The organism is Marichromatium sp. AB32 (assembly GCF_003718675.1).
Classification (GTDB): Bacteria; Pseudomonadota; Gammaproteobacteria; order Chromatiales; family Chromatiaceae; genus Marichromatium; species Marichromatium gracile.
This window is the reverse complement of sequence record NZ_RHFJ01000022.1, coordinates 1-25,372: the sequence shown is the minus strand read 5'-3', so window position 1 is coordinate 25,372 and position 25,372 is coordinate 1. Positions and strand designations below refer to the sequence as shown.

The 25,372-nt window shown below is 69.4% G+C and carries 26 protein-coding genes; 6 read left to right on the top strand and 20 right to left on the bottom strand.

The window, feature by feature from the left end; genetic code table 11:
• Positions 1-39: 39 nt before the first annotated feature.
• The 7 genes from EBL85_RS08695 to EBL85_RS08665 form a co-directional block, all read right to left on the bottom strand.
• On the bottom strand, positions 40-1,851 hold the full coding sequence (locus EBL85_RS08695; protein ID WP_123142702.1) for an ABC transporter ATP-binding protein: 1,812 nt from the start codon (positions 1,849-1,851) through the stop codon (positions 40-42).
• Positions 1,848-3,674 (bottom strand): ABC transporter ATP-binding protein, encoded by a 1,827-nt coding sequence (locus tag EBL85_RS08690; protein WP_123142701.1) that lies wholly within the window; start codon positions 3,672-3,674, stop codon positions 1,848-1,850. Before EBL85_RS08690 ends, EBL85_RS08695 begins: the two co-directional genes overlap by 4 nt.
• 70 nt (positions 3,675-3,744) lie before the next feature.
• Entirely contained in the window at positions 3,745-5,835 is a 2,091-nt protein-coding gene (locus tag EBL85_RS08685) for a TonB-dependent receptor (protein ID WP_123142700.1), read from the bottom strand.
• A gap of 426 nt (positions 5,836-6,261) precedes the next feature.
• Positions 6,262-7,122: a polyamine aminopropyltransferase gene (speE, locus tag EBL85_RS08680; RefSeq protein WP_123139335.1), complete on the bottom strand. Its 861-nt coding sequence runs from the start codon at positions 7,120-7,122 to the stop codon at positions 6,262-6,264.
• Between the two features lie 66 nt (positions 7,123-7,188).
• Positions 7,189-7,521, bottom strand: coding sequence for a metalloregulator ArsR/SmtB family transcription factor (locus EBL85_RS08675; RefSeq protein WP_123139164.1), 333 nt, complete (start codon positions 7,519-7,521; stop codon positions 7,189-7,191).
• A 12-nt stretch (positions 7,522-7,533) separates the two neighbouring features.
• Positions 7,534-8,415: a response regulator gene (locus EBL85_RS08670; RefSeq protein WP_123139163.1), complete on the bottom strand. Its 882-nt coding sequence runs from the start codon at positions 8,413-8,415 to the stop codon at positions 7,534-7,536.
• Complete coding sequence (locus tag EBL85_RS08665) at positions 8,415-10,796, bottom strand: ATP-binding protein (protein ID WP_123142699.1); 2,382 nt, start codon at positions 10,794-10,796, stop codon at positions 8,415-8,417. The genes EBL85_RS08670 and EBL85_RS08665 overlap by 1 nt, the downstream gene beginning before the upstream one ends.
• A 307-nt stretch (positions 10,797-11,103) precedes the next feature.
• Between EBL85_RS08665 and EBL85_RS08655 the strand changes: the two genes are divergently transcribed.
• The gene (locus EBL85_RS08655) at positions 11,104-11,640 is read left to right on the top strand and encodes a tetratricopeptide repeat protein (protein WP_062276974.1); all 537 of its coding nucleotides are present in this window, start codon (positions 11,104-11,106) and stop codon (positions 11,638-11,640) included.
• A gap of 3 nt (positions 11,641-11,643) precedes the next feature.
• On the opposite strand, the gene EBL85_RS08650 is transcribed toward EBL85_RS08655, so the two are convergent.
• Positions 11,644-12,231, bottom strand: coding sequence for a class I SAM-dependent methyltransferase (locus EBL85_RS08650; RefSeq protein ID WP_062276976.1), 588 nt, complete (start codon positions 12,229-12,231; stop codon positions 11,644-11,646).
• A gap of 147 nt (positions 12,232-12,378) precedes the next feature.
• On the opposite strand from EBL85_RS08650, the gene EBL85_RS08645 reads away from it, so the two are divergent.
• The 4 genes from EBL85_RS08645 to hypE are packed head-to-tail and all read left to right on the top strand — an operon-like array spanning position 12,379 to position 15,983.
• On the top strand, positions 12,379-13,542 hold the full coding sequence (locus EBL85_RS08645; RefSeq protein WP_123142697.1) for a Ni,Fe-hydrogenase I large subunit: 1,164 nt from the start codon (positions 12,379-12,381) through the stop codon (positions 13,540-13,542).
• Positions 13,533-13,772, top strand: a complete 240-nt coding sequence (locus EBL85_RS08640; RefSeq protein WP_123139160.1) for a HypC/HybG/HupF family hydrogenase formation chaperone — start codon at positions 13,533-13,535, stop codon at positions 13,770-13,772. Before EBL85_RS08645 ends, EBL85_RS08640 begins: the two co-directional genes overlap by 10 nt.
• Positions 13,769-14,884 carry a hydrogenase formation protein HypD gene (gene hypD / locus EBL85_RS08635; RefSeq protein ID WP_123142696.1) on the top strand — a complete coding sequence of 372 codons (1,116 nt, stop codon included), beginning with the start codon at positions 13,769-13,771 and terminating at the stop codon, positions 14,882-14,884. The genes EBL85_RS08640 and hypD overlap by 4 nt, the downstream gene beginning before the upstream one ends.
• Before the next feature lie 52 nt (positions 14,885-14,936).
• Entirely contained in the window at positions 14,937-15,983 is a 1,047-nt protein-coding gene (gene hypE / locus EBL85_RS08630) for a hydrogenase expression/formation protein HypE (protein ID WP_123142695.1), read from the top strand.
• On the opposite strand, the gene EBL85_RS08625 is transcribed toward hypE, so the two are convergent.
• Positions 15,980-17,194: a phosphatase PAP2 family protein gene (locus EBL85_RS08625; RefSeq protein ID WP_123142694.1), complete on the bottom strand. Its 1,215-nt coding sequence runs from the start codon at positions 17,192-17,194 to the stop codon at positions 15,980-15,982. The genes hypE and EBL85_RS08625 overlap by 4 nt on opposite strands.
• A gap of 209 nt (positions 17,195-17,403) precedes the next feature.
• Between EBL85_RS08625 and EBL85_RS08620 the strand changes: the two genes are divergently transcribed.
• Complete coding sequence (locus EBL85_RS08620; protein ID WP_062276993.1) at positions 17,404-17,862, top strand: cache domain-containing protein; 459 nt, start codon at positions 17,404-17,406, stop codon at positions 17,860-17,862.
• A 158-nt stretch (positions 17,863-18,020) separates the two neighbouring features.
• Here EBL85_RS08620 and EBL85_RS08615 read toward each other — a convergent pair whose 3' ends face one another.
• From EBL85_RS08615 to EBL85_RS08560, 11 genes are all read right to left on the bottom strand, one after another.
• Complete coding sequence (locus EBL85_RS08615; protein WP_062276996.1) at positions 18,021-18,422, bottom strand: helix-turn-helix domain-containing protein; 402 nt, start codon at positions 18,420-18,422, stop codon at positions 18,021-18,023.
• A 184-nt stretch (positions 18,423-18,606) separates the two neighbouring features.
• Positions 18,607-19,584 carry a LysR family transcriptional regulator gene (locus EBL85_RS08610; RefSeq protein ID WP_062276999.1) on the bottom strand — a complete coding sequence of 326 codons (978 nt, stop codon included), beginning with the start codon at positions 19,582-19,584 and terminating at the stop codon, positions 18,607-18,609.
• Positions 19,585-19,712: 128 nt separating this feature from the next.
• Positions 19,713-20,843 carry a twin-arginine translocase subunit TatC gene (gene tatC / locus EBL85_RS08605; protein WP_190287859.1) on the bottom strand — a complete coding sequence of 377 codons (1,131 nt, stop codon included), beginning with the start codon at positions 20,841-20,843 and terminating at the stop codon, positions 19,713-19,715.
• 70 nt (positions 20,844-20,913) lie between these two features.
• Positions 20,914-21,213, bottom strand: coding sequence for a Sec-independent protein translocase protein TatB (tatB, locus tag EBL85_RS08600; protein ID WP_123139155.1), 300 nt, complete (start codon positions 21,211-21,213; stop codon positions 20,914-20,916).
• 26 nt (positions 21,214-21,239) lie between these two features.
• Positions 21,240-21,494, bottom strand: a complete 255-nt coding sequence (gene tatA / locus EBL85_RS08595; RefSeq protein WP_123142693.1) for a twin-arginine translocase TatA/TatE family subunit — start codon at positions 21,492-21,494, stop codon at positions 21,240-21,242.
• A gap of 278 nt (positions 21,495-21,772) precedes the next feature.
• On the bottom strand, positions 21,773-22,090 hold the full coding sequence (locus EBL85_RS08590) for a phosphoribosyl-ATP diphosphatase (protein ID WP_005222120.1): 318 nt from the start codon (positions 22,088-22,090) through the stop codon (positions 21,773-21,775).
• A gap of 32 nt (positions 22,091-22,122) precedes the next feature.
• A complete protein-coding gene (gene hisI, locus EBL85_RS08585) occupies positions 22,123-22,536 on the bottom strand; it encodes a phosphoribosyl-AMP cyclohydrolase (RefSeq protein ID WP_123142692.1) in 414 nt (137 codons plus the stop codon).
• Positions 22,533-23,279 carry a 1-(5-phosphoribosyl)-5-[(5-phosphoribosylamino)methylideneamino]imidazole-4-carboxamide isomerase gene (gene hisA, locus EBL85_RS08580; protein ID WP_005222124.1) on the bottom strand — a complete coding sequence of 249 codons (747 nt, stop codon included), beginning with the start codon at positions 23,277-23,279 and terminating at the stop codon, positions 22,533-22,535. The genes hisI and hisA overlap by 4 nt, the downstream gene beginning before the upstream one ends.
• Positions 23,280-23,334: 55 nt before the next feature.
• Complete coding sequence (gene hisB / locus EBL85_RS08575; RefSeq protein WP_123139152.1) at positions 23,335-23,940, bottom strand: imidazoleglycerol-phosphate dehydratase HisB; 606 nt, start codon at positions 23,938-23,940, stop codon at positions 23,335-23,337.
• Between the two features lie 372 nt (positions 23,941-24,312).
• Entirely contained in the window at positions 24,313-24,750 is a 438-nt protein-coding gene (gene dtd / locus EBL85_RS08565; protein WP_005222128.1) for a D-aminoacyl-tRNA deacylase, read from the bottom strand.
• Positions 24,747-25,372, bottom strand: a 626-nt coding sequence (locus EBL85_RS08560; protein ID WP_123142691.1) for an alpha/beta fold hydrolase, incomplete at its 5' end; no start/stop codon positions are given. The genes dtd and EBL85_RS08560, both read right to left, overlap by 4 nt.

The window sequence follows — 25,372 nt, the reverse complement described above, 5'->3', positions numbered from 1 at the left end:
GACGGGCGTGCGCCCGCGAGGCGACAGCGGCGCGCCGGATCAGACCGACAACGCCTCCTTCAGGTGCCAGTCCTTGGTCGCCTGCTGGGCGTCCCACATCGCGCGATAGCGCCCGTCGGCGGCGAGCAGCTGCTGATGACGTCCCTGCTCGACCAGCTCCCCATCGTCGATCACCAGGATGCGGTCGGCGCCGGCGATGGTGGAGAGCCGGTGGGCGATCACGATCACCGTCTTGTCGCGCACCAGGGCGTCGATGGCACGCTGCACCGCCACCTCGCTCTCGGTGTCGAGCGCGGCGGTGGGCTCGTCGAGGATCACGATCGGCGCATCCTTGAGCAGCGCCCGGGCGATCGAGATGCGCTGACGCTCGCCGCCGGAGAGCCGCCCGCCGATCTCACCGAGCCGGGTGTCCCAGCCCTGCGGCAGCCGCTCGATGAACGACAGGCACTGGGCGGCGCGCGCCGCGGCCTCGACCTCGGCGTCGCTGGCCGTGGGGCGGGCCATGCGGATATTGGCGCGCACCGTGTCGTCGAACAGATAGACGTCCTGGAACACCGCCGAGATCAGTCCGTTGAGGGTCTTCGGCGGGATCGCGCGCACATCCACCCCGCCGATGGTGATGCGTCCGGCCTGGACGTCGGCATGACGCATCAACAGCCGGGTGAGCGTGGTCTTGCCCGAACCGGAGGGACCGACCAGGGCGGTGAGACTGCACGGCGCCAGCTCGGCATCGATGCCGTCGATCACCGGCGTATCGCTCTGGGCATAGCGAAACGAGACGCCCTCGAAGCGGATGTCGTAGCGATCGGGGGTGCGTTGCGGCTCCTGCTGCGCCAGCGGCGCGATCGCCAGCAGCGCCTCGATGCGCGCGAGCGCCGCCTCGATGATGCCGAGCACCGTGGTGAAGTTGATGAAGTTGGCCAGCGGCTCGGCGAAGCGCACCACCATCACCATCACCGCCGCCAACACCGCCAGGTCGAGCGATCCCAGCACCACCCAGGTGGTACCGGCAGCGACCACCAGCAGCAGCCCCAGCTCGACCACGCTGGCGATCAGGATCGCCGGTCTGGCCGCGGCGCGCTCGGCCTGCTCCTGGACCTCGCGCAGCTGCGCGAAGCCCTGCTGCAGCCGCTCGGCCTTCTCGCCCTCGCAGCAGGCCGCGCGCAGTACCGGCAGCCCCTGGGTGTATTCGAGGATATCGGCATAGGTGCGGCTGTGGGCGGCGGCGACACGGCGCTTGTCGCGATCCTGCAACGGCCGGCGCCAGCGATAGAGCGGTACGATCGCCGGGAACACCAGCAGCAGGATCAGCCCCACCCGCCAGTCCAGCCACAGGGTGACCAGCGCCGCCACCAGGGGGGCGACCACCGCCGCGGCGATCATGTTGAACACCGTCAGCGCATAGTTGAGGTTCTCGTCGACGTTGCCGAGCAGCATCGCGCTGAGCTCACCGGTGCGCTTGTCCTGCAACCGCTCGAGCGGCATCCGCCGCAGCTGCTCGCCGAGTTGTACCCGCAGCGCGTGGGTGGCGCGACACATCCGACCGTCGAAGTCGAAGCCCATGGCACGCCAGCGCGCCACGGTGGCGAGCAGCGCCAGCAGGGTCATCGTCGCCAGCCACACGAACACTGCCGACCACTCCGGCTGCGGACGCAGCAGCGCGATGAACAGCGGCAGGATGCAGGCCAGCGCCAACCCCTGCAGGGCCGCGGCGACCACCAGCCCGAGCAGGCTCGCGCGCAGCCCGCGGGCATGCTCGCCGGCGGTGGTGAGCAACCGTCGATAGGTCTCGCGCCAGGGCACCAGGGTGAGGCGCTCGGTCTGGTCCGGGTTCAGGGTCTCGGCGTTCATGCGGGGGTCTCCTCGCTGGCGGTGGGGGCCTGCTCCTCGACGGCGTGCGCGCCCAGCGCCCACTGCTGGGCCTGGGTGTAGCTGCGCCACAGCCGGGCATAGCGACCGTCGTGCTCGAGCAGCTCGTGGTGACGGCCACGCTCGACCAGCCGACCGCGGTCGAGCACCAGGATCTGGTCGGCGTCGCGGATGGTGGAGAGACGATGGGCGACCAGGATCACCGTCTTGCCGCGCATCAGGTGCGAGAGCGCGCGCACCAGCGCCGCCTCGTTCTCCGGGTCGGCGAAGGCGGTGGCCTCATCGAGCACCAGGATCGGCCGGTCCTGGAGGATGGCGCGGGCGATGGTGATGCGCTGGCGCTGCCCGCCGGAGAGGAAGATGCCGCGCTCGCCGACCTGGGTGTCGTAGCCGTGCGGCAGCGCCATGATGAAGTCATGGGCCTGGGCGGCGCGGGCGGCGGCGATCACCGCCGCCATGTCCGTCCCGGGCATGCCGAGGCGGATGTTGTCGGCGATCGAGGTGGCGAACAGGAAGGTGTCCTGGAAGACGAAGGCGACCTGCTGCATCAGCGTCTCGGGACGCATCTCGCGGACATCGACCCCGCCGACGCGGATACGCCCGGCGGTGACGTCCCAGAAGCGCGGGATCAGTCGCGCCACCGTGGTCTTGCCCGCGCCCGAGGGCCCGACCAGGGCGGTGACGGTGCCCGGCTCGACGCGGAAGTCGAGCCCGGCGAGCGCCGCCGACTCGCTGCCCTCGTAGCGGAACTCGACCTCCTCGAAGACCACGCTGGTGTCGCCCGGGAGTGGCTCCTTGCCGCGCTGCGCCACCGCCAGTGCCGGCAACCGCTCGATCTGCTCGATGCGGCCGATGCTGAGCTTGGCCTTGTCGATCAGGTGCAGCAGCGACATCAGCGGCATCAGCGCCTCGGCCATGCCGGTGCCGACCAGCAGCACCGCCAGCCAGGTGGAGAAGGCGAGCGCGTCCTGCCAGATCAGCAGGGCGCCGCACCACAGCAGCACCACCAGGGTCGGCAGCGGGTTGAGCACCGCCAGCCCGAGCCGCGCCGACAGCCCGGCCTCGCGATACCAGCGGGTGACGATCTCCAGATACTGCTCCAACGCGCGATGGTAGCGCCCGAAGGTGGCATGACCGCTGTCGAAGGTCCGCACCACCGGCATCGCCTGGACGAACTCGACCACCGCCGCGCCGACCTGCTCGCGCGCCAGGTGATAGCGCCGGCTGATCTCGGCGCGGTCACGCATCGCCAGGTTCATCGCCACGAAACCGAGCGCCAACACCGCGAGCGCGCCGAGCGCCAGACGCCAGTCGAGCCACAGCAGCGCCACCAGGGTGAGCAGCGGCGCGACATAGGCGCGGGCATAGAGCGGCGTGCTGTCGGCGACGAACACGTGCAGCTCCTTGACGTCGTCCTGCATCACCTTGGCCAGGGCGCCGGCGCCGAGGCGCTGGGCCTCGCCGAGCGAGATCCGCGCCAGGTGCTGACTGAGCCGGGTACGCAGCACCTGCTCGAGCCGGAAGGCCGCCGCGTGCGACTGGGAGAAGGACTGCACCCTGAGCACATAGGCGAGCGCGGTACAGCCGGCGGCGCCGAGCAGCGCCGCCCAGGGCATGGTGCCGGGGTCCTGGATCAGACCGTGCACCAGCCAGGCAAGCAGTCCGAGCGCGGCCAGGGTGGAGAGTGTGGACGCGGCCGACAGCGCCATGGCGACGCCGATCTGGCCACGGACCGGGCGCATCACCGCCCACGGGCTGATATCGGTGGGCGCGGCGCGCGCGGGCTGGTCCGGGTCGGTGTTCATCGATGACCTCCGCAGATGGATGGCTGGACTGGCCGTCCGCGACGCGCATCGCCGGGGACGACCGCTGGGTTCAGAACAGATGGCTCACCCCGAGCCCGAGGACGCGTCCCTGCGCCGGCAGACCGACGGAGATATCGGGCGGGAACCAGTAGGCGTAGTGCTCGTAGTCGGCATCGAGCAGGTTGTCGCCCCAGACATAGAACTCGGTGGCGCCGAACATCAGCCCGAGCCGTAGATCGAGCTTGTGATAGGCATCGAGGTCGATGCGGTTCTGGGGATCGGCCGGGCGCTCGCCGACATAGCGATGGGTGAGCCGGGCATTGAGCAACGGCGCCGCGCCACCGGGGAAGGACTCGAGCGCGTGCTGCCAGGACAGCGACACCAGCCCGCTCCAGCGCGCCACGTCGGGCACCCGGTTGCCGGCGTCGACCCGTCCGCCCTGGACCCCGACGACATCCTCGGTGATGGTCGCGTCGGTATAGCTCAGCCCCGCCGTCAGGCTCAGCCCGGCGCCGATGCGCCAGTTGCCCTCGAGCTCGGCGCCCTGGCTCTCGGTGTCGGCGTTGACCGCCTGGGTGGCCATGGTCAGGTAGTCGAAACCGAGCAGATGGTCATCCGCGACGCGGTTGTAGAAGAGCGCGCCGCTGAGATCGAAGCGCCCGTCGAGCGCATGGTGCTTGAAGCCGATCTCGAGGCTGTCGACGGTGGCCGCGCGATAGGGCTCGCTGTCGGCGATCTGGGTGGCGAAGTCGTTGAAGCCGCCCGACTTGTAGCCGCGCGCGGCGACGGCATAGAGGTTGGTCGACTCGCTGAGCCTGTGCGAGAGCGCCAGGCGACCGGTGTCGTAGCTGTCGCTGAGACGCCGCCGCTCGCTGACCGTCGAGGTCGGACGGTGATAGGTGGCGCCGTAGCGCTTCTCCTCCCAGGTGTGACGCCAGCCGGCGGTGAGCTTCCAGGCGTCGGCGAGCGGATAGGTCAGCTCGCCGTAGATCGCCTCGCCATGGGTATCGAAACGACGCTCGTAGCGCGTCTGCTCCAGGGCGCTCGCCGAGTCCCAGGTCCGCCGCGAGCGCGACAGGTTGAGCCCGGCCACCCAGAACACCTCGGCACCGGGCAGCGAGGACAGTCGCAGATCCTGGTTGAACACCCGCTCATCGCCGTCATCCGTGGCGACGTACTCGATCGGCATGCCGAAGACCTGCTCGCTGACCCGGGTGCCGTAGGCCTTGGCGACCTCGATGTCGGCGCTGGTCAACGAGCTGATCGCGGTGAGTTGGCCCCAGCCGAGTCGCTGTCCGAACTCCAGCGAGTGACGCTCGACCACCTTGCGGTTGTCGTCGACCGCGCCGGGCGAGAGATCGACCACCGGCGGATCGCCATAGGGTCTGAGCAGGATGCTGGAGACATAGCCGTCCTGCTGCTGGCGCTCGGAGATCAACAGCAGCGAGGTCGCCGCGCTCGGCTCCCAGAGCAGGCTCGCGCGCGCGGCGAGACCGCGCCGATAGGTCAGCGGATCGCCGGTGCGCTGGTTCTCGATCCAGTTGTCGGCGCCCTCGTGACGGATCGCCACCCGCGCCATCCACTGCTCGGAGAGCGCGCCGCCGAAGGCCGCTTCCTGGAGCTGCTGGCCGTCCTCGCCACCTTCGATGCGCACATAGCCCTCGGCCTCTTGGGTCGGGCGACGGCTGCGGACGTTGAGCGCGCCGGCCTCGCTGTTGCGACCGAACAGGGTGCCCTGCGGCCCCTTGAGCACCTCGATGCGCTCGACGTCCAGGGTCGCCATCGCGGCATGGCGGCTCGACATCGGCACGCCGTCGAGATTGACCACCACCGAGGTGTCCTCGGCGCTGACCTGGTAGAGCGAGCCGACACCGCGGATACGGATGTTGGCGTCGTTCGCCCCGCCCCAGGAGTTGACATCAACCCCGGGGGTCTGGCGCAACACCTCCTCGAGATCGAGCAGACGCTGCTCCTCGAGCGTGCCGGCGTCGATCACGTCGACGCTGAAGGGGATCTCGGCGAGCGACTCCTCGCTCAGGCGCGAGGTCACCGTCAGGGTGTCGAGCTGCACCGCGTCACTGTCGGCGGCCAGCCCCTGCAGAGGCAGCGAGACACCGAGGATCGCGCCCGCGATCCGTCGGCGCCGGTTCGAGTACCGCATACGAGTCATCTCCATTGGTCGCCGCGAGCAGCCGGCGGGTCGAGGACCCGGCGCATGACGACCTCGGGCGACCGGCGAGGGACATCGGCAGAGAGATTCAGGGGGTCATGAGCACACGGACCTTGCGGTCTAGATCCCATGGCGCGGAACCGAGATCATCCGGATGGATGCGCATCCGGCGGACCTCGGCCCCTGTCCCGTGCCGATCCTGGCGAGGTGAGATGGACGATCAGCGCCTTATTTCGCGTACATGACAATTATTCTCATTAACGCGCGCGCACGCTGCCCCGATCGGGAGCGCAGCCCCCGAATCGGGACGCGACATGGCACACCCCACAGGGCCCTGTATCGAGAGACGACGGACGAGACGGACGCGCGCCGGGCAACCGGCGCATGGCCCGGGCGGACGCCCGGGCGGCGGGAGGATCAGTCGGTCGCGGCGAGGGCGCGACGCAGGAACTCGGGCTGGGCGAGCGCGCCCTGGTGGATCTCGGCGTTGTAGTAGCGGGTCTCGAAGGGCTTGGCGCGCGCGTCCTCGAGGCGGAAGCGATCGAGCGCGACCCCCTTGCCGGCCATGGTCGCGCTCCACCAGCCGGAGGGATAGATCGGCTGCGGGAAGCACAGCGTCTGGGTGGAGTCGAAGCCGCCCTCGCGCAGCGCCTGGTGCATGTCGCGCAGCAACTGGGTGTGATAGAGCGGCGATTCGCTCTGCTGGATGAGGATGCCGCCGGGGGCGAGCACGCGCTCGCAGTCGGCGAAGAAATCGCGGGTGAACAGCCCCTCGGCCGGACCCACCGGATCGGTGCTGTCGACGATGATCAGATCGAGGCTCGCGGGCGCGGCCTCGCGGATCCAGCGCACCCCGTCCTCGAACAGCAGCTGCGCACGCGGATCGGCGTTGGCCTCGGTGAGCTCGGGGAAATAGCGCTCGGCGAGCCGGGTGACGCGCTCGTCGATATCGATCTGCACCGCCGACTCGACGCCGTCGTGACGCAGCACCTCACGCAGGGTACCGCAGTCGCCGCCACCGATGATGCACACCCGCCGCGGCGCGGCATGGGTGAACAGTGCCGGGTGCGACATCATCTCGTGATAGAGGAAGTTGTCCCGGGTCGAGAGCATGGTGCAGCCATCGATCACCATCAGATGGCCGAAGCCCTCGGTGTCGTAGATCTCGATGCGCTGATAGGGGGTCTGCTCCTCGTGCACCCGGGCGCGCATCTTCAACGAGAAGGCGGAACCGTCGGTCGCGACGACCTCGGAGAACCACTGATTGGGATCGAGCATGGACATTCCTCTGCGATATGGGGTCGGGGGTCAGGCCCCCGCGACGGTGGACGTCGACGCGCGGGGCTAGGGCCGGTCGTCGAGGTTGGCCGGACACAACACCTCGCGCATGATGCCGATCAGCTCGAGCAGCTGGGTGTTGCGGATCCGGTAATAGATCCGGTTGGCCTCCTTGCGGGCGACCACGATGTTCTTGTTGCGCAGCTGTTCGAGATGCTGCGAGATGTTGCTCTGCGAGGTGCCGACGCGCTCGACGATCTCGCCGACCGAGAGCTCGCGCCCGCCGAGCGAGCAGAGGATCTTCCAGCGCAACGGATGGGCCATCGCCTTGAGGGCGTTGGCGGTGAGGGTGGCGTCTTCCTCGTCACCGGGGCCCGCGGGCAGAACCGGATCGGTCATCGTGCATCCTCCTCAGGACGGTTCCCGCGCCTGCCCCGGCGCGGGCGCGGCATCGTCCGGATCGACCCGGACATAGCCGCTCATGTTCTTGGCAATACAGATGATATCGCTGATCTCGCCCCGGGTATCCCTCACCGCGGTGCGCGAGAACAGGATCGGCACCCGGCGTCCGTCGCTGGCGATGAACCGCGCCTCGATCTTGCTGAGCGCGCCGGTGCGGATCAGCGCCTCGAGCCAGGTCCCCATGAAGGCCCCGGCCTGCTCGTCGGCCTCCTCCTCGAAGACGTCCCCGATCGCCATCCCGCGCAGCGCCGTCTCCTCGTAACCGAGCATGTGGCGCGCCGCCGGGTTGGTGAACTTGATGGTGCCGTCGGGGGCGAGCACCAGCAGCGCCTCGCCCATGTAGGTGAGGATGTTCTCGAGGTACTGGCGCGCCTCGGCCAGCTCGCGGGTACGCTCGGCGACCTGCTGCTCGAGCTGGCGGTTGAGCCCGCGCTCCTTCTCGATCAGGCGGAAATAGGTGCCGATCTTGTTGATCAGCAGGTCGTCGTCGATCGGCTTGAGCAGATAGTCGACCGCACCGACGGCGAAGCCCCGCTGCTGGAAGGCCTCGGACTTGAAGGCGGCGGTGAGGAAGATGATCGGGATGTCGCGGGTGCGCTTGCGCAGCTTGAGCATCGAGGCGGTCTCGAAGCCGTCCATCTCCGGCATCTGCACGTCGAGGATGATCAGGTCGATGTCGGCGTGCTCGTGGGTGAGATCGAGCGCCTGCTGCCCGGAGCTGGCCTCGAGCACCGCACAGTCGAGATGACGCTCGATCAGGGTGCGCAGGGTGAAGAGGTTGTGCGCGTGATCGTCGACGATCAGCAGCTTGAATCCGGCATGATGGCTCATCATCGCTCTCCTCGCGCCGCGTCGCCCGATCCGGTGGCGGCACGACCGGCCTGGTGTGCATCCCGCGTCGATGGGGCCCGTGCGCCGCGCACCTCGGCGAGCAGGCGATCGAGCCGATCGTCATCGACGGACTTGGCGAGCAGCGCGAGCACACCGGCCTCGCGACAGGGCCCGGGCGGCGACGCCTCGGCCTCGCCCAGCAGCACCACCGCGGGCGCGGCGCCCCGGCACTGCGCGATCAGGCCGTGGATGCTATCACAGCTCTCACCGGGCGCCCCGGTGAGCGCCAGCAGCACCAGCATGCAGCCCTCGCCCTCCTCGTCCAGGGTCTCGCCCGCCTCCTCGAGATCGGCGGCGGTCTGTACCCGCAACCCGCGCCGCCCCAGCGCCGCGGCCAGTCGCACCAGCAGCGGCACCTCGCGCGCGATCACCAGCACCCACTCGTCTCCGTCCTCGGGCGAGGCGGTCTCCGTCACGGCGACCGGGGCGGCGGTGTCTGGCGTGGTGGCGGGGGGGACCGCGGTCGCCGGCGACGCATCGGGCGCCCCACCCGGCGCCGTGAGCGGCAGCAGCAGGGTGAAGCGCGCCCCGGCCCCGGGCGCGCTCTCGACACTGATGCGCCCGCCGAGCAGCGCGGCCAGCTCGCGGCTGATCGACAGCCCCAGCCCGGTGCCGCCATAACGGCGCCGGGTCGAGCCATCGGCCTGCTGGAAAGCCTCGAAGATCAGTCCCTGCTTGTCCTCGGCGATCCCGATCCCGGTGTCGGCGACGCTCAGCGCCAGCGGCAGCTCGGGGTCGTCGCTCGGCGCGCAACCGAGCAGGATATGACCGCGCTCGGTGAACTTGAGCGCGTTGCTGAGGAAGTTCTTGAGGATCTGGCGCAGCTTGTCGCCGTCGCAGTGGATCTGGCGCGGCGCGCGCGGGTCGATCTCCAGGCTCAAGCGCACCGGCTTGTCGGCGAGCTGCGGCTCGATCAGCGCCACCAGCGACTCGAGCAGCGGGGGCAGCTCGACCCTGTCGAGATCGAGATCGACCTGGCCGGCCTCGATCCGCGAGATGTCGAGGATGTTGTCGATCATCGCCCGCAGGTCGCGCCCGGCGGCATGGATCACCTGGGCCTGTCGGCGCTGCGCCGGATCGAGCCCGCCACTCTCGGCGGCGAGCATCTTCGACAGCAGCAGGATCGAGTTGAGCGGGGTGCGCAGCTCGTGACTGACGTTGGCGAGAAACTCCGACTTGTAGCGATTGGAGCGCTCCAGCTCGCGGGTCTGGGCCTGCTCGGCGCGCAGGTGCTCGGCATGGGTCTGGGCCAGCGCGGTGAGCTGGGCGCCGAGCGCGCGGATCTCGCGCGGCCCGCGCCAGTGAAAGCGCAGCGCCCGCCCCTCGCGCAGCACCTGGGTCAGCCCGCGGGTGAGCGACTGGCCGAAGCGCTCGAGCCGTCTGGCGATCAGCCGCGCCACCACCATCACCACCACCACCAGCGCGAGCATGATCGAGAGCACCCGCACCATCAGCGCGTCGCGGAAGGCATCGATCGGCGAGGGGTCGACCGCGCGCCCGACCCACAGCGGCGCACCGTCCTCGGTGAGGAACATCGGCACCCACAGCAACTGGCGCCCGGCGCGATCCTTCCACAGCGCCAGGTTGCCTGCGGTGAAGATGGCCTCCAGCCCGGAGAAGTCGACGAAGGCCTCGCCCGAGGCGCCGCCCGGCTGGCCGGGGCGCAGATAGCTGCCGTCGTGGTTGACCCACAGGGTGTCGCGATAGAACTGCGCCAGCCCGCCGACATCGATCGCCATCACCACCGCCCCGCCCTCGTCACCGAGCCGACTGATCAGGCTCAGGGTCATCAGCTGGCGCTGATCGCGCGCGCCGGCCTCCTGGTCGATACGGATGCGACTGACCAGCACCGCCCCCGGCTGCAACGACAACCCGGTGTCGAGGAAACGCGGCTCGGGCAGCAGCGGTGGGCGCTCGGTGGCACGCCATTCATGATCCTGTCGGTCACGCGCGAGCTGGAAGCGCAGCGCCCCGCTGCCGTCGACGAAGAGGATCTGGATGATGTCGCGCTGGTCGACGAGGATCTGGTTGACCCAGCGGGTATAGCGCTCACGCGCCAGCGCCACCTGCCCGGGCTCGCCCTGGAGCCCGAGGATCAGCTCCGGCTCGGGCAACCGCGCGAGCAACCGGATCATCTCGTGTCGACTGGCCAGGTGCTGGTCGAGATCGCGGAAGTCGGCGCGCAGGTTCTGCAGATAGGCGCGCTGATAGAACAGCGCCGTGCGATCGAGCACCAGCGGCAGATTGATCGCCACCGCCAACATCAGCGGGATGACCCCGAAGGCCAGCAGGAACAGCAGGATATAGAGCCTGAGCTTCATCTCACCGACACCGCCGGACCGCCCGTCGAAACCAATCAAGGGATTGAACCGCAAAGACGCCGAAGAGTCACCAGCGGCCAGCCATCAGCCCCCGGCAAGGGGGCCTCGATGGCTGGCCGCCGCCGTGATCGACCGATACCTCCACTGGCCGCTGGTAGCTGACGACTGGCGACTGGCGACTGGCGACTGGCGGCTGGTAGCTGGTAGCTGGTAGCTGGTAGCTGGTAGCTGGTAGCTGGAGATCGTTTGACAGCCCCCGCGCCCCTTCCTAGGATCGGGCGTTCATCCATCTTGCCGACCCCAGATCATGCCCCGACTCTCCGCCCTGCAGTGGCTGCTGCTCGTCGTCTTCCTCGTCTTCTACGGCTTCGCGGTGTTCGCGATCACCCGCGACTACTATCTGCGCAACCCGATCCAGGTCGCCCAGGCCCCGGTGGCGGCGCCGGATCAGGGCGTGCCCGAGCCGGTCACCGGGAACGACCCCGAGCAGCTCCACCAGCGCGCCGACAGCCTGTTCATGTCGCAGCGCTATGGCGAGGCCGCGCGCTACTACCAGCGCATCCTCGAGCTCCGCCCCGACGACCCCGAGGCCTACAACGACCTCGGCCTGTCGCTGTTCTACACCGGCGACACCGCCGGCGCCCTCAAGGCGCTGCGCGCCGGGCTGGAGATCGCCCCCGAGCTGCAGCGGATGTGGCTGACCTACGGCTTCATCAACCTCCAGATCAGCGACACCGCCACCGCCCGCGCCGCGCTCGAGCGTGCCCGCGACATCGCCCCCGACAACGACATCGGCGGCGAGGCGGTCCGTCTGCTCGGGCTGCTCGAGCAGGCCGGCGGCTGAGGCTCAGCGCTCGGCCATCGCCACGGTATAGTGCGCGCCCTGCTTGAGCTTGTCGTAGTTGCCGAAGACCTCACCGAGGTTGCGCTTCATGTACTGGCGCAACCCGTTGATGGTGACCACATAGAGCCGTCCGCCGGGACGCAGCCGGGCACGGGCGTCGTGCAGCAGGAGCGCGAGCAGCTCCTTGCCGACCTTGGCGGGGATGTTGCTCACCACCAGATCGAAACGCGCGGCCGGGTCGATCTGCGCCAGCCCGTTGCTCAGCTGGGCGCGGGCGTTGCCGAGCCCGTTGCGCGCGGCGTTGGCGTTGGCGTAGTCGACGGCGACGAAGTCCTTGTCGACCATCAGCGTCTGGCCCTGGGGTGCGCGCGCGGCCAGCGACAGGCCGAGCGGGCCGTAGCCGCAACCGATGTCGAGACAATCGGCGTCGGGCGCGACCTCGACGTACTGCAGCAGCAGCCGGGTGCCCTCATCGATCTCGCGCGGCGAGAACAGTCCCCAGGTGGTATGAAAGGTGAGCGGGACACCGCCGGGCTCGGCGGTAAAGACGATGTCGCGGCGCAGGCCGGCGAGCTGTTCGGGAGTGAGCATGGTGCGTGGGTCGTGAGCTGAACGGATGCGACCGGTCACCGCGCGGGGCGCGGCGCCGTCCCGGCGGGGATCGCCGGTGGTCGGCGCATTGTCCGATCCCGGCGCACGTTTGACCAGCAGACAGACGAGCGTGGACGGAGGCTGAGCATGCAGGAACCAGGCGGCAGACTCGGGATCCGGCTGCGGATCGCCCCCGAGACGCGATGCTGCGAGATCCACTCGACCCGGCCGGTGACCGCCAGCCAGGTGTTCATCGGGCGCACGCCGGCGGAGACGGCGCGGGTCCTGCCGCGTCTCTACAGCATCTGCGGCCAGGCCCAGGCGTGTGCCTGCGCCACCGCGCTCGAACACGCCCAGGGACAGGCCGCGCCCACCGCGGTCCGCGCTGATCGCGCCGCGGCGGTGGCGAGCGAGACCCGGCGCGAACACCTCTGGCGCATCCTCATCGACTGGCCGGCGGCGCTCGACGAGCCGGCCGATCACCTGACGCTCGCCCGGGTCCACGGTCTGACCCGCACGCTGCTCGCCGCGCTCGACCCGGAGGCGGACCTCTTCATCCCCCGCGCCCGCCCCGCAACGACCGACCAGCGGGTGCTCGCCGAGACCCGCGACGCCCTCGACACCCTGCTCGAGGAGCGCGTCTTCGGTATGTCCCCGGCGCACTGGCACGCCCGCATCGACACCCCGGAGCGGCTCGCCGACTGGGCGGCGAGCGGCGTCAGTCAGGCGGCGCGACTGCTCCAGCGGGTGATCGTCGACGACCTCGCCGGGCTCGGCGCCACCACCATCGCACCGCTGCCGGCGCTCGACGAGCGGGCGCTCGCCGACCTGCTGCCCCGGCTCGCCGACCCCGGGTTTATCGCCGCCCCGACCTGGGACGGTGCGCCGCGCGAGACCACGCCCCTCACCCGCCAGCACCATCACCCGCTGATCGGCGCGCTCGGCGCCGGGCTGCTGGCGCGGCTCGCCGCGCAGCTCGTCGAGGTCGCCGCCCCACCGCTGATCGAGCCGCCACCGACCACCGCGCTCGACGGCGGTCTCGGCGTCGGTCGCGCCGCCGCCGCGCGCGGCGAGCTGATCCATCTGGTCCGGCTCGACGCGCGAGGCCACATCGCCGACTATCGCATCCTCGCCCCCACCGAGTGGAACTTCCACCCGCGCGGGGCGCTCGCGCTGGCGCTCGAGGCGCTCGAACCGGTCCCCGAGACCGAACTGCGCCGGCGCGCCGGGCTGCTGATCGCCGCCCTCGACCCCTGTGTCGCCTTCGACCTGACCCTCACCGGCCCCAGCGAGGTCCCGCCATGTGCCTAGCCATCCCCGCCCGGATCACCGCCATCGACCACGCCAGCGACACCGCCGAGGTCGCACTCGACGGGGTCGCGCGCAGCGTCTCGCTCGCCCTGCTCGACAACGCCGAGGTCGGCGACTACGTGCTGATCCACGTCGGCTACGCGCTCAACCGCATCGACCCCGAGGAGGCCGAACGCACCCTGGAGACGATGCGCGAGGCCGGGCTGCTCGCCCCGGGGGATGCGCCATGAGATATGTCGACGAGTTCCGCGACCACGCCCTCGCCAAGCGGCTCGCCGCGACCATCGCCGCCGAGGTCGACCCCGGGCGCGACTACCGGCTGATGGAGTTCTGCGGCGGTCACACCCACGCCATCTTCCGCTACGGGGTGCAGCAGCTGATGCCGCCGCGGCTGCGCTTCGTCCACGGCCCCGGCTGTCCGGTGTGCGTGCTGCCGATGGCGCGGATCGATCAGGCGATCGCGCTGACCGAACGCCACGGGGTGACGCTGTGCACCTACGGCGACCTGATGCGGGTTCCAGGCGGCGACCGTCGCACCCTGTTCCAGGCCCGTGCCGAGGGCGCCGACGTGCGCATGGTCTACTCCACCCAGGATGCGCTGCGCATCGCCCGCGAGCAGCCGGGGCGCGAGGTGGTGTTCTTCGCCATCGGCTTCGAGACCACCACCCCGCCGACCGCGGTGGCGTTGGAGCAGGCGCGCGCCGAGGGACTCGCCAACTTCTCGGTGTTCTGCAACCACGTGCTCACCCCGCCGGCGCTCGCCGCCATCCTCGCCGACGGCGCACGCATCGACGCCATCCTCGGGCCCTCGCACGTCAGCACCCTGATCGGCACCGCCCCCTATGCCTTCGTCCCCGAGCAGCACCGGCTGCCGCTGGTGATCGCCGGCTTCGAGCCGCTCGACGTGATGCAGTCGACGCTGATGCTGGTGCGCCAGATCAACGCCGGCACGGCGCGGGTCGAGAACCAGTACCGTCGCGCGGTCAGCGAGAGCGGCAACCGCAAGGCGCAGGCGCTGATGGCGCGGGTCTTCCGGGTGCGCGAGCGCTTTGCCTGGCGCGGGCTCGGCGAGATCGCGGAGAGCGCGCTGGAGCTCGCCCCCGAGTTTGCCGCGTTCGACGCCGAGCGCCGCTTCCCGGTCGAGTGCGCGCCGGCGCGCGAGCCCCGTGGCTGCGAGTGCCCGGCGATCCTGCGCGGCGAGAAGCGCCCCACCGAGTGCCGTCTGTTCGGCACCGGCTGTACCCCGGCGCACCCGCTCGGCGCCTGCATGGTCTCCTCCGAAGGCGCCTGTGCCGCCTACTGGAGCTATGGCCGGACCCGCGACCGGGCGGCCGCCGGCTGACCCGCATGCACCCCGGGCGCCGCGCCCGCGATCACCGACGAGAACCGACCCGATGACCAGCCAATCCAGCCCCCACACCCCGCTCGACCTCGACCACGGCCGGGTGGAGATGACCCACGGCGCCGGCGGTCGCGCCATGGACCAGCTCATCGACGGGATCTTCCGCCGTCATCTCGACAACCCGCTGCTCGCCCAGGGCAACGACCAGGCCCGCTTCGCCGTCCCGCCCGGCCGGCTGGCGATGAGCACCGACGGCCACGTGGTCTCGCCGCTGTTCTTCCCCGGCGGCGACATCGGCGCGCTGGCGGTGCACGGCACCGTCAACGACCTGGCCATGGGCGGCGCGCGACCGCTGCACCTCAGCGCCGGGTTCATCATCGAGGAGGGCTTCGCCCTCGCCGCGCTCGATCGCATCGTCGCCAGCATGGCGCGGGCGGCGCGCGAGGCCGGGGTGACCGTAGTCACCGGCGACACCAAGGTGGTCGAACGCGGCAAGGGCGACGGGGTGTTCATCACCACCACCGGGCTCGGGGTGGTGCCCGACGGGATCGAGCTCTCCGGCGAGCGTGCCCGCCCGGGCGATGCCATCGTGCTCAGCGGCGGCATCGGCGAGCACGGGGTGGCCATCCTCGCCCAGCGCGAGCACCTCGGCTTCGCCACCGGGGTGCGCTCGGACAGCGCCGCGTTGCACGGGCTGGTCGCCGCGATGCTCGCGGCGGTGCCGGGGCTGCGCTGTCTGCGCGACCCCACCCGCGGCGGGCTGGCGGCCTGTCTCAACGAGCTGGCGCGACAGTCCGGGGTGGGGATGCAGATCCGCGAGGCGGCGATCCCCGTCCACCCCGAGGTCGCCGCCGCCTGCGAACTGCTCGGACTCGACCCGCTGCACATCGCCAACGAGGGCAAGCTGGTGGCGATCTGTCCGCCCGAGCGGGTCGACGACCTGCTCGCGGCGATGCGCGCCCACCCGCTCGGCGCCGCCGCCAGCCACATCGGCGAGGTGGTCGAGGACACGCTGCGGCTGGTGCAGATGGAGACCGGGTTCGGCGGCTCGCGGGTGGTCGACTGGCTCACCGGCGAGCAGCTGCCGCGGATCTGCTAGCGGGTCCCGGGCGCGCCCTCGACCACCCGCCCGTGGGCGCTCTCGAGGCGTAGCTCGGGCAGCGTGACCGAGGGCGGTGCGGGATAGCGGCGGATGTCGCCCTCACCGGTGATCACCTCGACCCGCCGCCATTCGTCGGCGACCACGCCGAGCGCGAGCTTGGTGTCGCGCTCGGTGAACAGCCCGCGATGGACGACGTCGTAGCTCAGCACCCCGTCGCGCGCGACCAGCCGGCTCTCCACCCGGCTCCAGGGCAGGCCGAAGCCGCGCGCCTCGAGCCTCAGCTGGGCGCGCCGGTCACGCTCGCCGATCCAGAACAGGACGACGTCCAGGTCGTCGGCCTCGATACGCAACACCTCGGGCGCGGGCAGGAACTCGTCGTGGGCGATGCGCTCGTACTCGATCCGCTTGAGCGGGGTCGCGACCAGCACCACCGCGATCATCACCGGCACGGCCAGGGCGTAGCCGAGCGCGGTCAGGCGCGGATGACGCAGCCGACTCGACGACGGCGGCGCGAGCGCGGCGGCACGCTCGCGCCGCGGCACCCGCAGCACGCCGTGATAGAGCAGCAGCGCGGTGCCATAGACGAACACCCAGGCCCAGATCACGTCCGAGGGGAAGTGATCGCCCGCGGCCATGCGACCGATCCCGAGCAGCACGCCGAAGGCCACCGAGCCGGCGAGCGCCATCCAGGCCAGCAGCGGTCGACGCCGACGCCAGATCAGGAAGAAGACGCCGAGCACGAAGCCGACCGAGGCGTGACCACTGGGGAAGGACTTGCCCTCGCCATAATCCCCGATCTGCAACGGCGGCAGATACGGCTGGGTGCCACCGAAGGCCTCGGTCTGGTGTGGCCGGGGACGGTCCCACTGCTCCTTGAACACGCCGTTGACGATCAACCCGGGACCGAGCAGCGCAGTGGCGATCACGAACACCGCATGGATACGCAGCCGCCTGAAGCGCGGCCACAACGCGGCGGCGATCAGCACCAGCAACCCGCCGAGCATCATCAGCCCGGTGAGCAGCGGCGCGGCGACATAGAGCGCCGACCACAGCGGCGCCTGGGCCTCGTACCAGGGATCGTCGGCCCCGGGATGGTAGAACAGCGACACCAGACGGGTGTCGAGGTCGCTGAGCCAGAACGGCAGGGTGCCGAGCAGCGCCACCACGGCCAGGGCGATGAGCTGGCCTCGCAGGTCGCGCGCGATCATCAGCGAGTCCGCTGGTGGCTGGACGGAACGACGCGGACTCGATGCATGACGGACTCCTGGTGTGATTTCGGCAATGGGTCGGCGGGGCATTGTCCGGTGCCCGAGGCGCTTTGACCAGCGCGCGCCGGACTGGATCGCACCGCCGGGCTCGGGTATGGTCGGTCCCGCTCGTACACGAAAAAACCACAGACGAGAAAGAGGACCAACCCATGACCCGCACACTGTTCGCAGGCTCGCTCGCACTCGCGCTGCTCACCCCGCAGGTATTCGCCGCGACCCCCGACATGGCCACGCCGGAGGAGGCCAAGGCACTCTCCGAGCAGGCGCACGAGGCGGTCGAGAGCCAGGGCGCCGAGGCCGCCTTCGCCGCCTTCGCAGCCGAGGACGGGGGCTTCCGCGATCGCGATCTCTATGTGTTCTGCATGGATCTCGAGGGCGAGATGCTCGCGCACCCGCTCAAGCCCGAGCTGGTCGGCAAGAACCTGATCGACTTCGACAAGTATGGCGACACCCTGTTCAGGGACATGATCGAGACGGTGAAGGATTCGGGCGAGGGCTGGGTGGACTATCGCTGGCCCTATCCGGGCAGTGACGAGATCCGCGACAAGGCCACCTATGTGATCGGCAACGACGGCGGCTTCTTCTGCGGGGTCGGCGCCTACAAGTAGCGCACCAAGCGGGAAACGCTGAGCAAATCAGCGTTTCCCCATTCGACGCCGACGGTGGCGAGACGTAGCGGTCGGGGATACGGGCCAGGACCTGATGCCGACGGGGCGTGTCTCCTGGATCCGGGGAGCCGGGACACGGGGACCGTCAGATGACGGTCTCAGGCGGTGGAGAGCTCGTCCTCGACGAGCGGCGCCTGCTCCTGCTCCTCGGCCGCGGCGGCCTTGGCGGCGACCCCGAACTCCGATTGACGCTCGGCGACCTCGAGGACGGTGGCGCGGCCACGCTCGTCGCTGAGCCGGAAGAACTCCACCAGACGCATCTCTTCGGCGTCGAGCGGCCCCTTGTCGTCGAGACAGAGGAGATAGGTGGGGGTCACGGTGCGCAGCGCCATCGAGAGCTCGTGGGCCTCTTCGAGTCCCATCCGACGGATCCCCTGCTCATAGTTGCTGATGCGCGACTTCGACAGCGAATTGGTCCGGCTGGACAGGTCGGAAAGACTCAGCTTCTGCTCTTGCCGGGCGGCGCGAAGGCGTTGGCCGATACGTTTGGTCAGGTCCATAGTGATAATGATTCTTTTAACCAGTTTGGTGGTACGAAAAAATGATCGAAGGCCGGCGGTCAAGTTCATCCTTGAGCCGGTTCCGACACACGTCCAAGGTGCATGAGGAACTGAACCGCCGCCGCCCCGGCCCACCGTCCGAGGACGATGGATCAGGGGGCGATCGCGTCTCTTCGAGGGTCGATCAACCCAGGAAGGCGTCTTCCCATTCTGCTTCTCCGACGGTCTGGGGCTGGGGCTCCACGACACGGTCGGCGAAGGCGGAATCGAGGGTCTTGATGAAGCACTTGGTCTGCGGCGAGAGGAACTTGCCGCGTCGCTGCACGATGCCGTAGCTGCGCTTCGGGAAGTAGTGATCGAGCGGGATGGTGCTGAGCTTCTCCTCCCCGGTCAGACAGACATCGGTGACGATGGAGATGCCGAGTCCGAGCTCGACATATTTCTTGATCACCTCCCAGCCACCGGCCTCCAGGGTCACCCGATATCCGAGATTGTGCTGCTTGAACACCAGGTCAACCATGCGCCATGTACTGAGATGGCGCGGCGGCAGGATCAGGCCGTAGGGGGCGATGTCCTCCAGGGTGACCGTCTCGCGACCGGCCAGCGGGTGATCGGCCGGGGTGATCAGCGTCGGGCGGTAGGTGACGAAGGGACGATAGGTGATGTCGTCCGGCACCTCGAGCATCGAGCCCACGGCGAGATCGACCTCGTCGGCGCGCAGCATCGCCAGGCCGTCGCGGCCGGTGACGTTGTGCATCTTGAGCTCGATGCCGGGGTACTGGTCGACGAACTCGCGCACCGGGTCCGGGAGGATGTAGAGGATGGTCGACTCGCCCGCGGCGATGTTGAGCACACCCTGATCGACCCGACCGCACTGGGTGGCGAAGGTCTCGTGGAGCTTGTCCATGCCCTCGACCAGCGGCTCGGCCATCTGGAACAGCAGATCGCCCTCGGGGGTGAGCTTGATCTTGGGGCCCCGGCGCTCGAACAGCACGGTGCCGAACTCGCGCTCGAGGGCCTGGATCTGCAGCGAGACCGTCGGCTGGCTGAGGAAGATCTTCTCCGCCGCGGCGCTGACGCTACCGGTCCGGGCAGCGTGACAGAAGGCGCGCAGCTGCTTGAGCCGGTTCTGCTTGTAATGGATCTGGGATCCGGAACCCATGGCGAACATCCTTCAGTCGACAACAAGCGTCGATATTAGCCGATGAACGCCATTGATAAAAGCAATACCCCTGTTATCCACCAGAAAAGTCTCACGTTTTGACGATCGGCGCACAGCATGTGCACGGCTCAGTCGTCGAGTTGGGCGAGGATATTGCGAGCCACGCGACGCGCATCCTCGTCCCCTTCCTCGAGCACCTCGTACAAAACGTGTCTGGCAGCAATCAGGCTGTCGAGTTCCCGCAGCCGGTTGGCGCGCTTGAGCTTCTCCTCGACCGAGTTGATCCCGCCGCTCACCGGCGCGGAGGCCGGCATCTCGCGCGCGGCCTCCTCGGCGTCGATACGGTCGAGTTCGGCCTCCATCTCGGTCTCGCTCAGCGGCTGCCAGCGCGACGCCTCGTCGAGCGCCGGATCGAGCTCGCCGCCGACCGAGGTCCCCGGGCGCGGATCGCTGCCGGGCGCCGGCGAGCCGCCGGGGCCGTCGGGATCGGTGCCGTCGTCGTCCTCATCCTCGTCGAGCCGGCCCTTGAGCAGGATCCGGGCGAACAGGATACCGAGCTCGAACAGCAACCACATCGGGATCGCCAGCAGGGTCTGGGAGATCACGTCCGGCGGGGTGAGAAACATGCCGACGATGAACACACCGACGATCACATAGGGACGCTTGGCGGCGAGCGCAGCCGGCGTGGTCAGGCGCAGCGCCACCAGCAGGATGGTGGCGATCGGGATCTCGAAGGCCAGACCGAAGGCGAAGAACAGGGTCAGCACGAAGTCGAGATAGGCCGAGATGTCGGTCATCATCGCCACGCCCTCGGGCGTCGAGCCGGCGAGGAAGGCGAACACCAGCGGGAACACCACGTAGTAGGCGAACAGCATGCCGAGATAGAACAGCAGCACGCTGGAGAGCAGCAGCGGCACCGCCAGGCGCCGCTCGTGCTGATAGAGCCCGGGGGCGACGAAGGCCCACAGCTGATAGAACAGGAAGGGCATCGACAGGAACACCGCCGCCACCAGCGCCAACTTGAAGGGCGTGAGGAAGGGCGCGGCCACCTGGGTGGCGATCATGGTGTTGCCGTCGGGCAGCTGCGCCATCAGCGGCGCGGCGATATAGACGTAGAGCTCGTTGGCGAAGGGGAACAGCGCCAGGAACACCACCAGGATGGCGATCACCATCCGGATCAGGCGATCGCGCAGCTCGATCAGGTGGGAGACGAAGGGCTGTTCGGCGCCCGGATCATCGGGTTGCATCGCAGGTGACATGACTGGACTCTATCCGGACGAGAGGGGCCGGGGCCCCGGATGGCGTCGGATCAGGGGTGGATGACGGGGACTAGCCGCGCGGCGGGGTCCGCTCGGCGCCGTCCCGGGTGTCGGAGGCTGCGGCTGGACGCTCGGACTCCTCGAGAATGGTCTCGAGCGGACGCGAGTGGCGCTGCTCGTCGAGCACGCGATTGAGCTCCTCGGTATGGAGTTCGCGATCGATCTCGTGCTTGACCGAGGCCAGGGTGCGGCGGGCCTTGCCCACCCACATCCCGGCCATGCGCGCCACCCGCGGCAATCGCTCCGGGCCGATCACGACCAGCGCGACCACCGCGATCAGGATGAACTCCCAGAATCCCCAGTCGACCATCTGGTCTCCCCGATCCGGCGCTCAGCTCAGGGCTGACGCTTGTGGCTCTCTGCCGAGGCGTTGGCGGCCTTGGCGTCGGTGCGCTCGACCTCGCTCAGCTGCTCGGGCGCTGCGTCCTTGCGCTCCTGCTCCTTGTCGGCATCGGACATCGCGCTGCGGAAGCCCTTGATCGCGGTGCCGAGATCGGAGCCGAGGTTCTTCAGCCGTTTGGTGCCGAACAGCAGCAGCACGATCACCAGGATGATCAGAAGCTGCCAGATACTGATACCGCCTGCGCCCATCTTTTCCTCCGGACCACCCCTGTGCGGCGGTCGACTCTAGCCTCAGTGGAAACGCGCCCGACCAGCGGGTGGTCGGCGCGCATCGGGAATTCGTGCCCCGGGTGCGACGCGTGTGCGGGGGCGTCGTTCGACCGCCGCCTTTACCGCCCCCCGGAAAGAACGGGGCCGGTGACTGCCGGACAGGCCGCGCCGAGCGCGCGCTCGGGACACCCAGGGTCGCCGGCAACGCGCAATCATACCGCAATCGTCGCGGCCCCGGCAGCCCCCGGCGCAGCGGCTCAGCCCTTGCGTGCGGCCTTCTCCTCGAGTCCCGAGAGACCGAAGCGGCGCTCGAGCTCGGCGAGCACCTGGTTCGGACCCAGCCCCTGGTGCGAGAGCAGCACCAGGGTGTGGAACCACAGATCGGCGACCTCGTAGACGACCTTCTCGGGCACCCCGTCCTTGGCCGCCATCACCGTCTCGGTGGCCTCCTCGCCGACCTTCTTGAGGATGGCGTCGAGCCCCTTGGCGTGGAGCTTGGCGACATAGGAACTGTCGGGGTCGGCGGCCTTGCGCGCCTCGAGGACCTCGGACAGGCGATCGAGTACATCGTTCATGGAGCGTGAAAAACCCTCTGCAAGTGTGGGGATCAACCCTTGGAATAGATGGCGTCCGGGTCCTTGAGCACCGGCTCGACCGCGCGCCAGCCGCCGTCCTCGTCGAGCGCGCGATAGAAACAGCTGTGGCGCCCGGTGTGACAGGCGATGCCGCCGCGCTGCTCGACCTCGAGCAGCACCACGTCGCCGTCGCAGTCGAGACGGATGTCGTGCACCACCTGCTGATGGCCCGAGGACTCGCCCTTGTGCCACAGCCGCTCGCGCGAGCGCGACCAGTAGACCGCATGCCCGCTCTCGCTGGTCAGGCGCAGCGCCTCGCGGTTCATCCACGCCATCATCAACACCTTGCCGGTACCGCGCTCCTGGGCGATCGCCGCCACCAGACCCTTGGCGTCCCAGGCGACGGCATCGAGCCAGTCGTCGGCGCGCGTCGCTGATTCGCTCATGCCCGCTGCGCCTCCAGCGCGTCGGCCAGCTGCTGACCGGCGGCGAAGTCGAGCGTGCCCTCGTAGATGGCCCGCCCGGTGATCGCGCCGCTGATGCCGCTGGCGGCGGCCTCGGCCAGCACCCGTACGTCATCGAGGGTGGTGATACCGCCGGAGGCGATCACCGGGATACGGATCGCCTCGGCCAGGGCGCGGGTGGCCTCGACGTTGGGACCGCTGAGCATGCCGTCGCGACCGATGTCGGTGTAGACGATCGCCGAGACGCCATCGTCCTCGAAGCGTCGCGCCAGGTCCTCGACACGGTGCTCGGTGACCTCGGCCCAGCCGTTGATCGCCACCTGACCGTCCTTGGCATCGAGCCCGACCATGACGTGCCCGGGGAAGGCGCGACAGGCGCGAGCGACGAACTCGGGCTCCTTCACCGCCTGGGTGCCGATGATGCAGTAGCTCACCCCGGCGTCGAGATAGGCGGCGATGGTGCGCTCGTCGCGGATACCGCCGCCGACCTGGATCGACAGCTCGGGGTAGCGCGCGGCGATCGCGCGGATCGCCTCGCCGTTGACCGGCTCGCCGGCGAAGGCGCCATTGAGGTCGACCAGATGCAGGCGACGGGTGCCGGCCTCCACCCAGCGGGCGGCGACCTCGACCGGGTCGTCGGAGAACACGGTCTCGTCGTCCATCCGGCCTTGACGCAGCCGCACGCAGCGGCCGTCCTTGAGATCGATTGCGGGGATCAGCAACACGGGGATTGGGTCTCTTGCTGGGGTTCGGAAAACGGTGATCGGGGCGCGAGCGCGCTCACAGCGCACCCTTGGTCGAGGGCGTGATCCCGGCCATCCGCGGATCGGGCTCGACGGCCATGCGCAGCGCCCGCCCGAAGGCCTTGAACACGGTCTCGGCCTGGTGGTGGGCGTTGATGCCGCGCAGATTGTCGATGTGCAGGGTCAGCGCGGCATGGTTGACCAGCCCCTGGAAGAACTCCTGGAACAGATCGACCTCGAAGGCGCCGACCTGGGCGCGGGTGAAGGGCACGGCATAGGTCAGCCCGGGGCGTCCCGAGAGGTCCACCACCACCCGCGACAGCGCCTCGTCGAGCGGCACATAGGCATGACCGTAGCGGCGGATGCCGCGCTTGTCGCCGAGCGCCTGGGCCAGCGCCTGACCGAAGGTGATGCCGATGTCCTCGACGGTGTGATGCGCGTCGATATGGAGATCGCCCTCGGCCTCGACCTGCAGGTCGATCAGACCGTGACGCGCGATCTGGTCGAGCATGTGCTCGAGGAAGGGGACGCCGGTGCGGAAACTGCCCTGGCCAGTCCCGTCGAGATCGAGCGTGACGCGGATCTGGGTCTCCAGGGTATCGCGCGCGACCTGCGCGCGGCGGTGTGTGGTCTCAGCAGACATGGGATGATCGCTCGGTGACGCCTGGTATACGGATCAATTCACTAGGATAACAGCCTGCGCCGGGTTCGTGGCTCCTACCAGCGACCAGCGACCAGCGACCAGCGACCAGCGACCAGCGACCAGCGACCAGCGACCAGCGACCAGCGACCAGCGACCAGCGACCAGCGACCAGACGATTGAACCGCGAAGGCGCGAAGGGCGCAAAGGGGAATAAGCCGCCAGCGATCAGTCGCCAGTGGGTGCGGACCGCCTGTGGCCTCACGCCGACATCACACATCAACTCACTTTGCGTGAACTCACTTTGCGTGCTTCGCGGCTTTGCGGTCCAATCCTGGCGGCGGCTGGCGGCTGGCGGCTGGAAAACCACCCGCCTCATGTCTCCAGCCAGAAGGTCACCGGGCCGTCGTTGACCAACTCGACCTGCATGTCGGCGCCGAAGCGCCCGCACTGCACGGCGGGGTGCGCGGCGCGGGCGCGCTCGAGCAGCAGCTCGAACAGGCGTCGGCCCTCCTCAGGGGGCGCGGCGCTGCTGAAGCCGGGGCGGGTACCCTTGCGGGTGTCGGCGGCGAGGGTGAACTGGGGCACCAGCAGCAATCCGCCGTCGATGTCGCGCAGGCTGAGGTTCATCCGCTCCTCGGCGTCGGGAAAGACGCGATAGCCGAGCAGACGTTCGAGCAACCGCTCGGCACGCGCCTCGGTGTCGCCACGCTGTACCCCGACCAGCACCAGCAGACCGCGATCGATGGCGCCGACCACCTCGTCGCCGACCGTCACCCGCGCCCGGCTCACCCGTTGCAGCAACCCGATCACGCCGCCCCCCCGCCGAGTTCGACGGCGAAGCGATCGGTGGCGGCCACCAGGGCGCGCTGGATCCCCGGCTCGAAGGCCGAGTGACCGGCATCGGGCACCACCTCGAAGCGCGCCCCGGGCCAGGCCTGATGCAACTCCCAGGCCGAGCGCATCGGACAGATGAGATCGTAGCGCCCCTGCACGATCACCCCGGGGATCCCGGCCAGCCGTCCGGCGTCGCGCAACAACTGTTCGGGGGCGAGAAAGGCGTGATTGACGAAGTAGTGACACTCGATCCGCGCCAGACTCAGCGCCAGATGCGGATCGGCGAAGTGATCGCTGACGGTGCGATTGGGATGCAGGGTCGAGCAGCGGCCCTCCCAGATCGACCAGGCCTTGGCCGCAGCCATGCGCGCGACCTCGTCCTCGCCGGTGAGACGACGGTGATAGGCATGCAGCAGATCACCACGCTCGGTCTCGGGGATGGGGTCGAGGAAGCCTGCCCAATGATCGGGAAAGACCCAGTTCGCGCCCTCCTGGTAGAACCACTCGATCTCGGCGTCGCGACAGAGAAAGATGCCGCGCACCACCAGCGCCGCGACCCGCTCGGGATGGGTCTCGGCATAGGCCAGCGCCAGGAGAT

What these genes read in the sequence shown, in the direction of transcription:
- EBL85_RS08695 (WP_123142702.1), bottom strand. Translation starts at nt 1,851, where the DNA reads ATGAACGCCGAGACCCTGAACCCGGACCAGACCGAGCGCCTCACCCTG.
- EBL85_RS08690 (WP_123142701.1), bottom strand. Translation starts at nt 3,674, where the DNA reads ATGAACACCGACCCGGACCAGCCCGCGCGCGCCGCGCCCACCGATATC.
- EBL85_RS08685 (WP_123142700.1), bottom strand. Translation starts at nt 5,835, where the DNA reads ATGCGGTACTCGAACCGGCGCCGACGGATCGCGGGCGCGATCCTCGGT.
- speE (WP_123139335.1), bottom strand. Translation starts at nt 7,122, where the DNA reads ATGCTCGATCCCAATCAGTGGTTCTCCGAGGTCGTCGCGACCGACGGT.
- EBL85_RS08675 (WP_123139164.1), bottom strand. Translation starts at nt 7,521, where the DNA reads ATGACCGATCCGGTTCTGCCCGCGGGCCCCGGTGACGAGGAAGACGCC.
- EBL85_RS08670 (WP_123139163.1), bottom strand. Translation starts at nt 8,415, where the DNA reads ATGAGCCATCATGCCGGATTCAAGCTGCTGATCGTCGACGATCACGCG.
- EBL85_RS08665 (WP_123142699.1), bottom strand. Translation starts at nt 10,796, where the DNA reads ATGAAGCTCAGGCTCTATATCCTGCTGTTCCTGCTGGCCTTCGGGGTC.
- EBL85_RS08655 (WP_062276974.1), top strand. Translation starts at nt 11,104, where the DNA reads ATGCCCCGACTCTCCGCCCTGCAGTGGCTGCTGCTCGTCGTCTTCCTC.
- EBL85_RS08650 (WP_062276976.1), bottom strand. Translation starts at nt 12,231, where the DNA reads ATGCTCACTCCCGAACAGCTCGCCGGCCTGCGCCGCGACATCGTCTTT.
- EBL85_RS08645 (WP_123142697.1), top strand. Translation starts at nt 12,379, where the DNA reads ATGCAGGAACCAGGCGGCAGACTCGGGATCCGGCTGCGGATCGCCCCC.
- EBL85_RS08640 (WP_123139160.1), top strand. Translation starts at nt 13,533, where the DNA reads ATGTGCCTAGCCATCCCCGCCCGGATCACCGCCATCGACCACGCCAGC.
- hypD (WP_123142696.1), top strand. Translation starts at nt 13,769, where the DNA reads ATGAGATATGTCGACGAGTTCCGCGACCACGCCCTCGCCAAGCGGCTC.
- hypE (WP_123142695.1), top strand. Translation starts at nt 14,937, where the DNA reads ATGACCAGCCAATCCAGCCCCCACACCCCGCTCGACCTCGACCACGGC.
- EBL85_RS08625 (WP_123142694.1), bottom strand. Translation starts at nt 17,194, where the DNA reads ATGATCGCGCGCGACCTGCGAGGCCAGCTCATCGCCCTGGCCGTGGTG.
- EBL85_RS08620 (WP_062276993.1), top strand. Translation starts at nt 17,404, where the DNA reads ATGACCCGCACACTGTTCGCAGGCTCGCTCGCACTCGCGCTGCTCACC.
- EBL85_RS08615 (WP_062276996.1), bottom strand. Translation starts at nt 18,422, where the DNA reads ATGGACCTGACCAAACGTATCGGCCAACGCCTTCGCGCCGCCCGGCAA.
- EBL85_RS08610 (WP_062276999.1), bottom strand. Translation starts at nt 19,584, where the DNA reads ATGGGTTCCGGATCCCAGATCCATTACAAGCAGAACCGGCTCAAGCAG.
- tatC (WP_190287859.1), bottom strand. Translation starts at nt 20,843, where the DNA reads ATGTCACCTGCGATGCAACCCGATGATCCGGGCGCCGAACAGCCCTTC.
- tatB (WP_123139155.1), bottom strand. Translation starts at nt 21,213, where the DNA reads ATGGTCGACTGGGGATTCTGGGAGTTCATCCTGATCGCGGTGGTCGCG.
- tatA (WP_123142693.1), bottom strand. Translation starts at nt 21,494, where the DNA reads ATGGGCGCAGGCGGTATCAGTATCTGGCAGCTTCTGATCATCCTGGTG.
- EBL85_RS08590 (WP_005222120.1), bottom strand. Translation starts at nt 22,090, where the DNA reads ATGAACGATGTACTCGATCGCCTGTCCGAGGTCCTCGAGGCGCGCAAG.
- hisI (WP_123142692.1), bottom strand. Translation starts at nt 22,536, where the DNA reads ATGAGCGAATCAGCGACGCGCGCCGACGACTGGCTCGATGCCGTCGCC.
- hisB (WP_123139152.1), bottom strand. Translation starts at nt 23,940, where the DNA reads ATGTCTGCTGAGACCACACACCGCCGCGCGCAGGTCGCGCGCGATACC.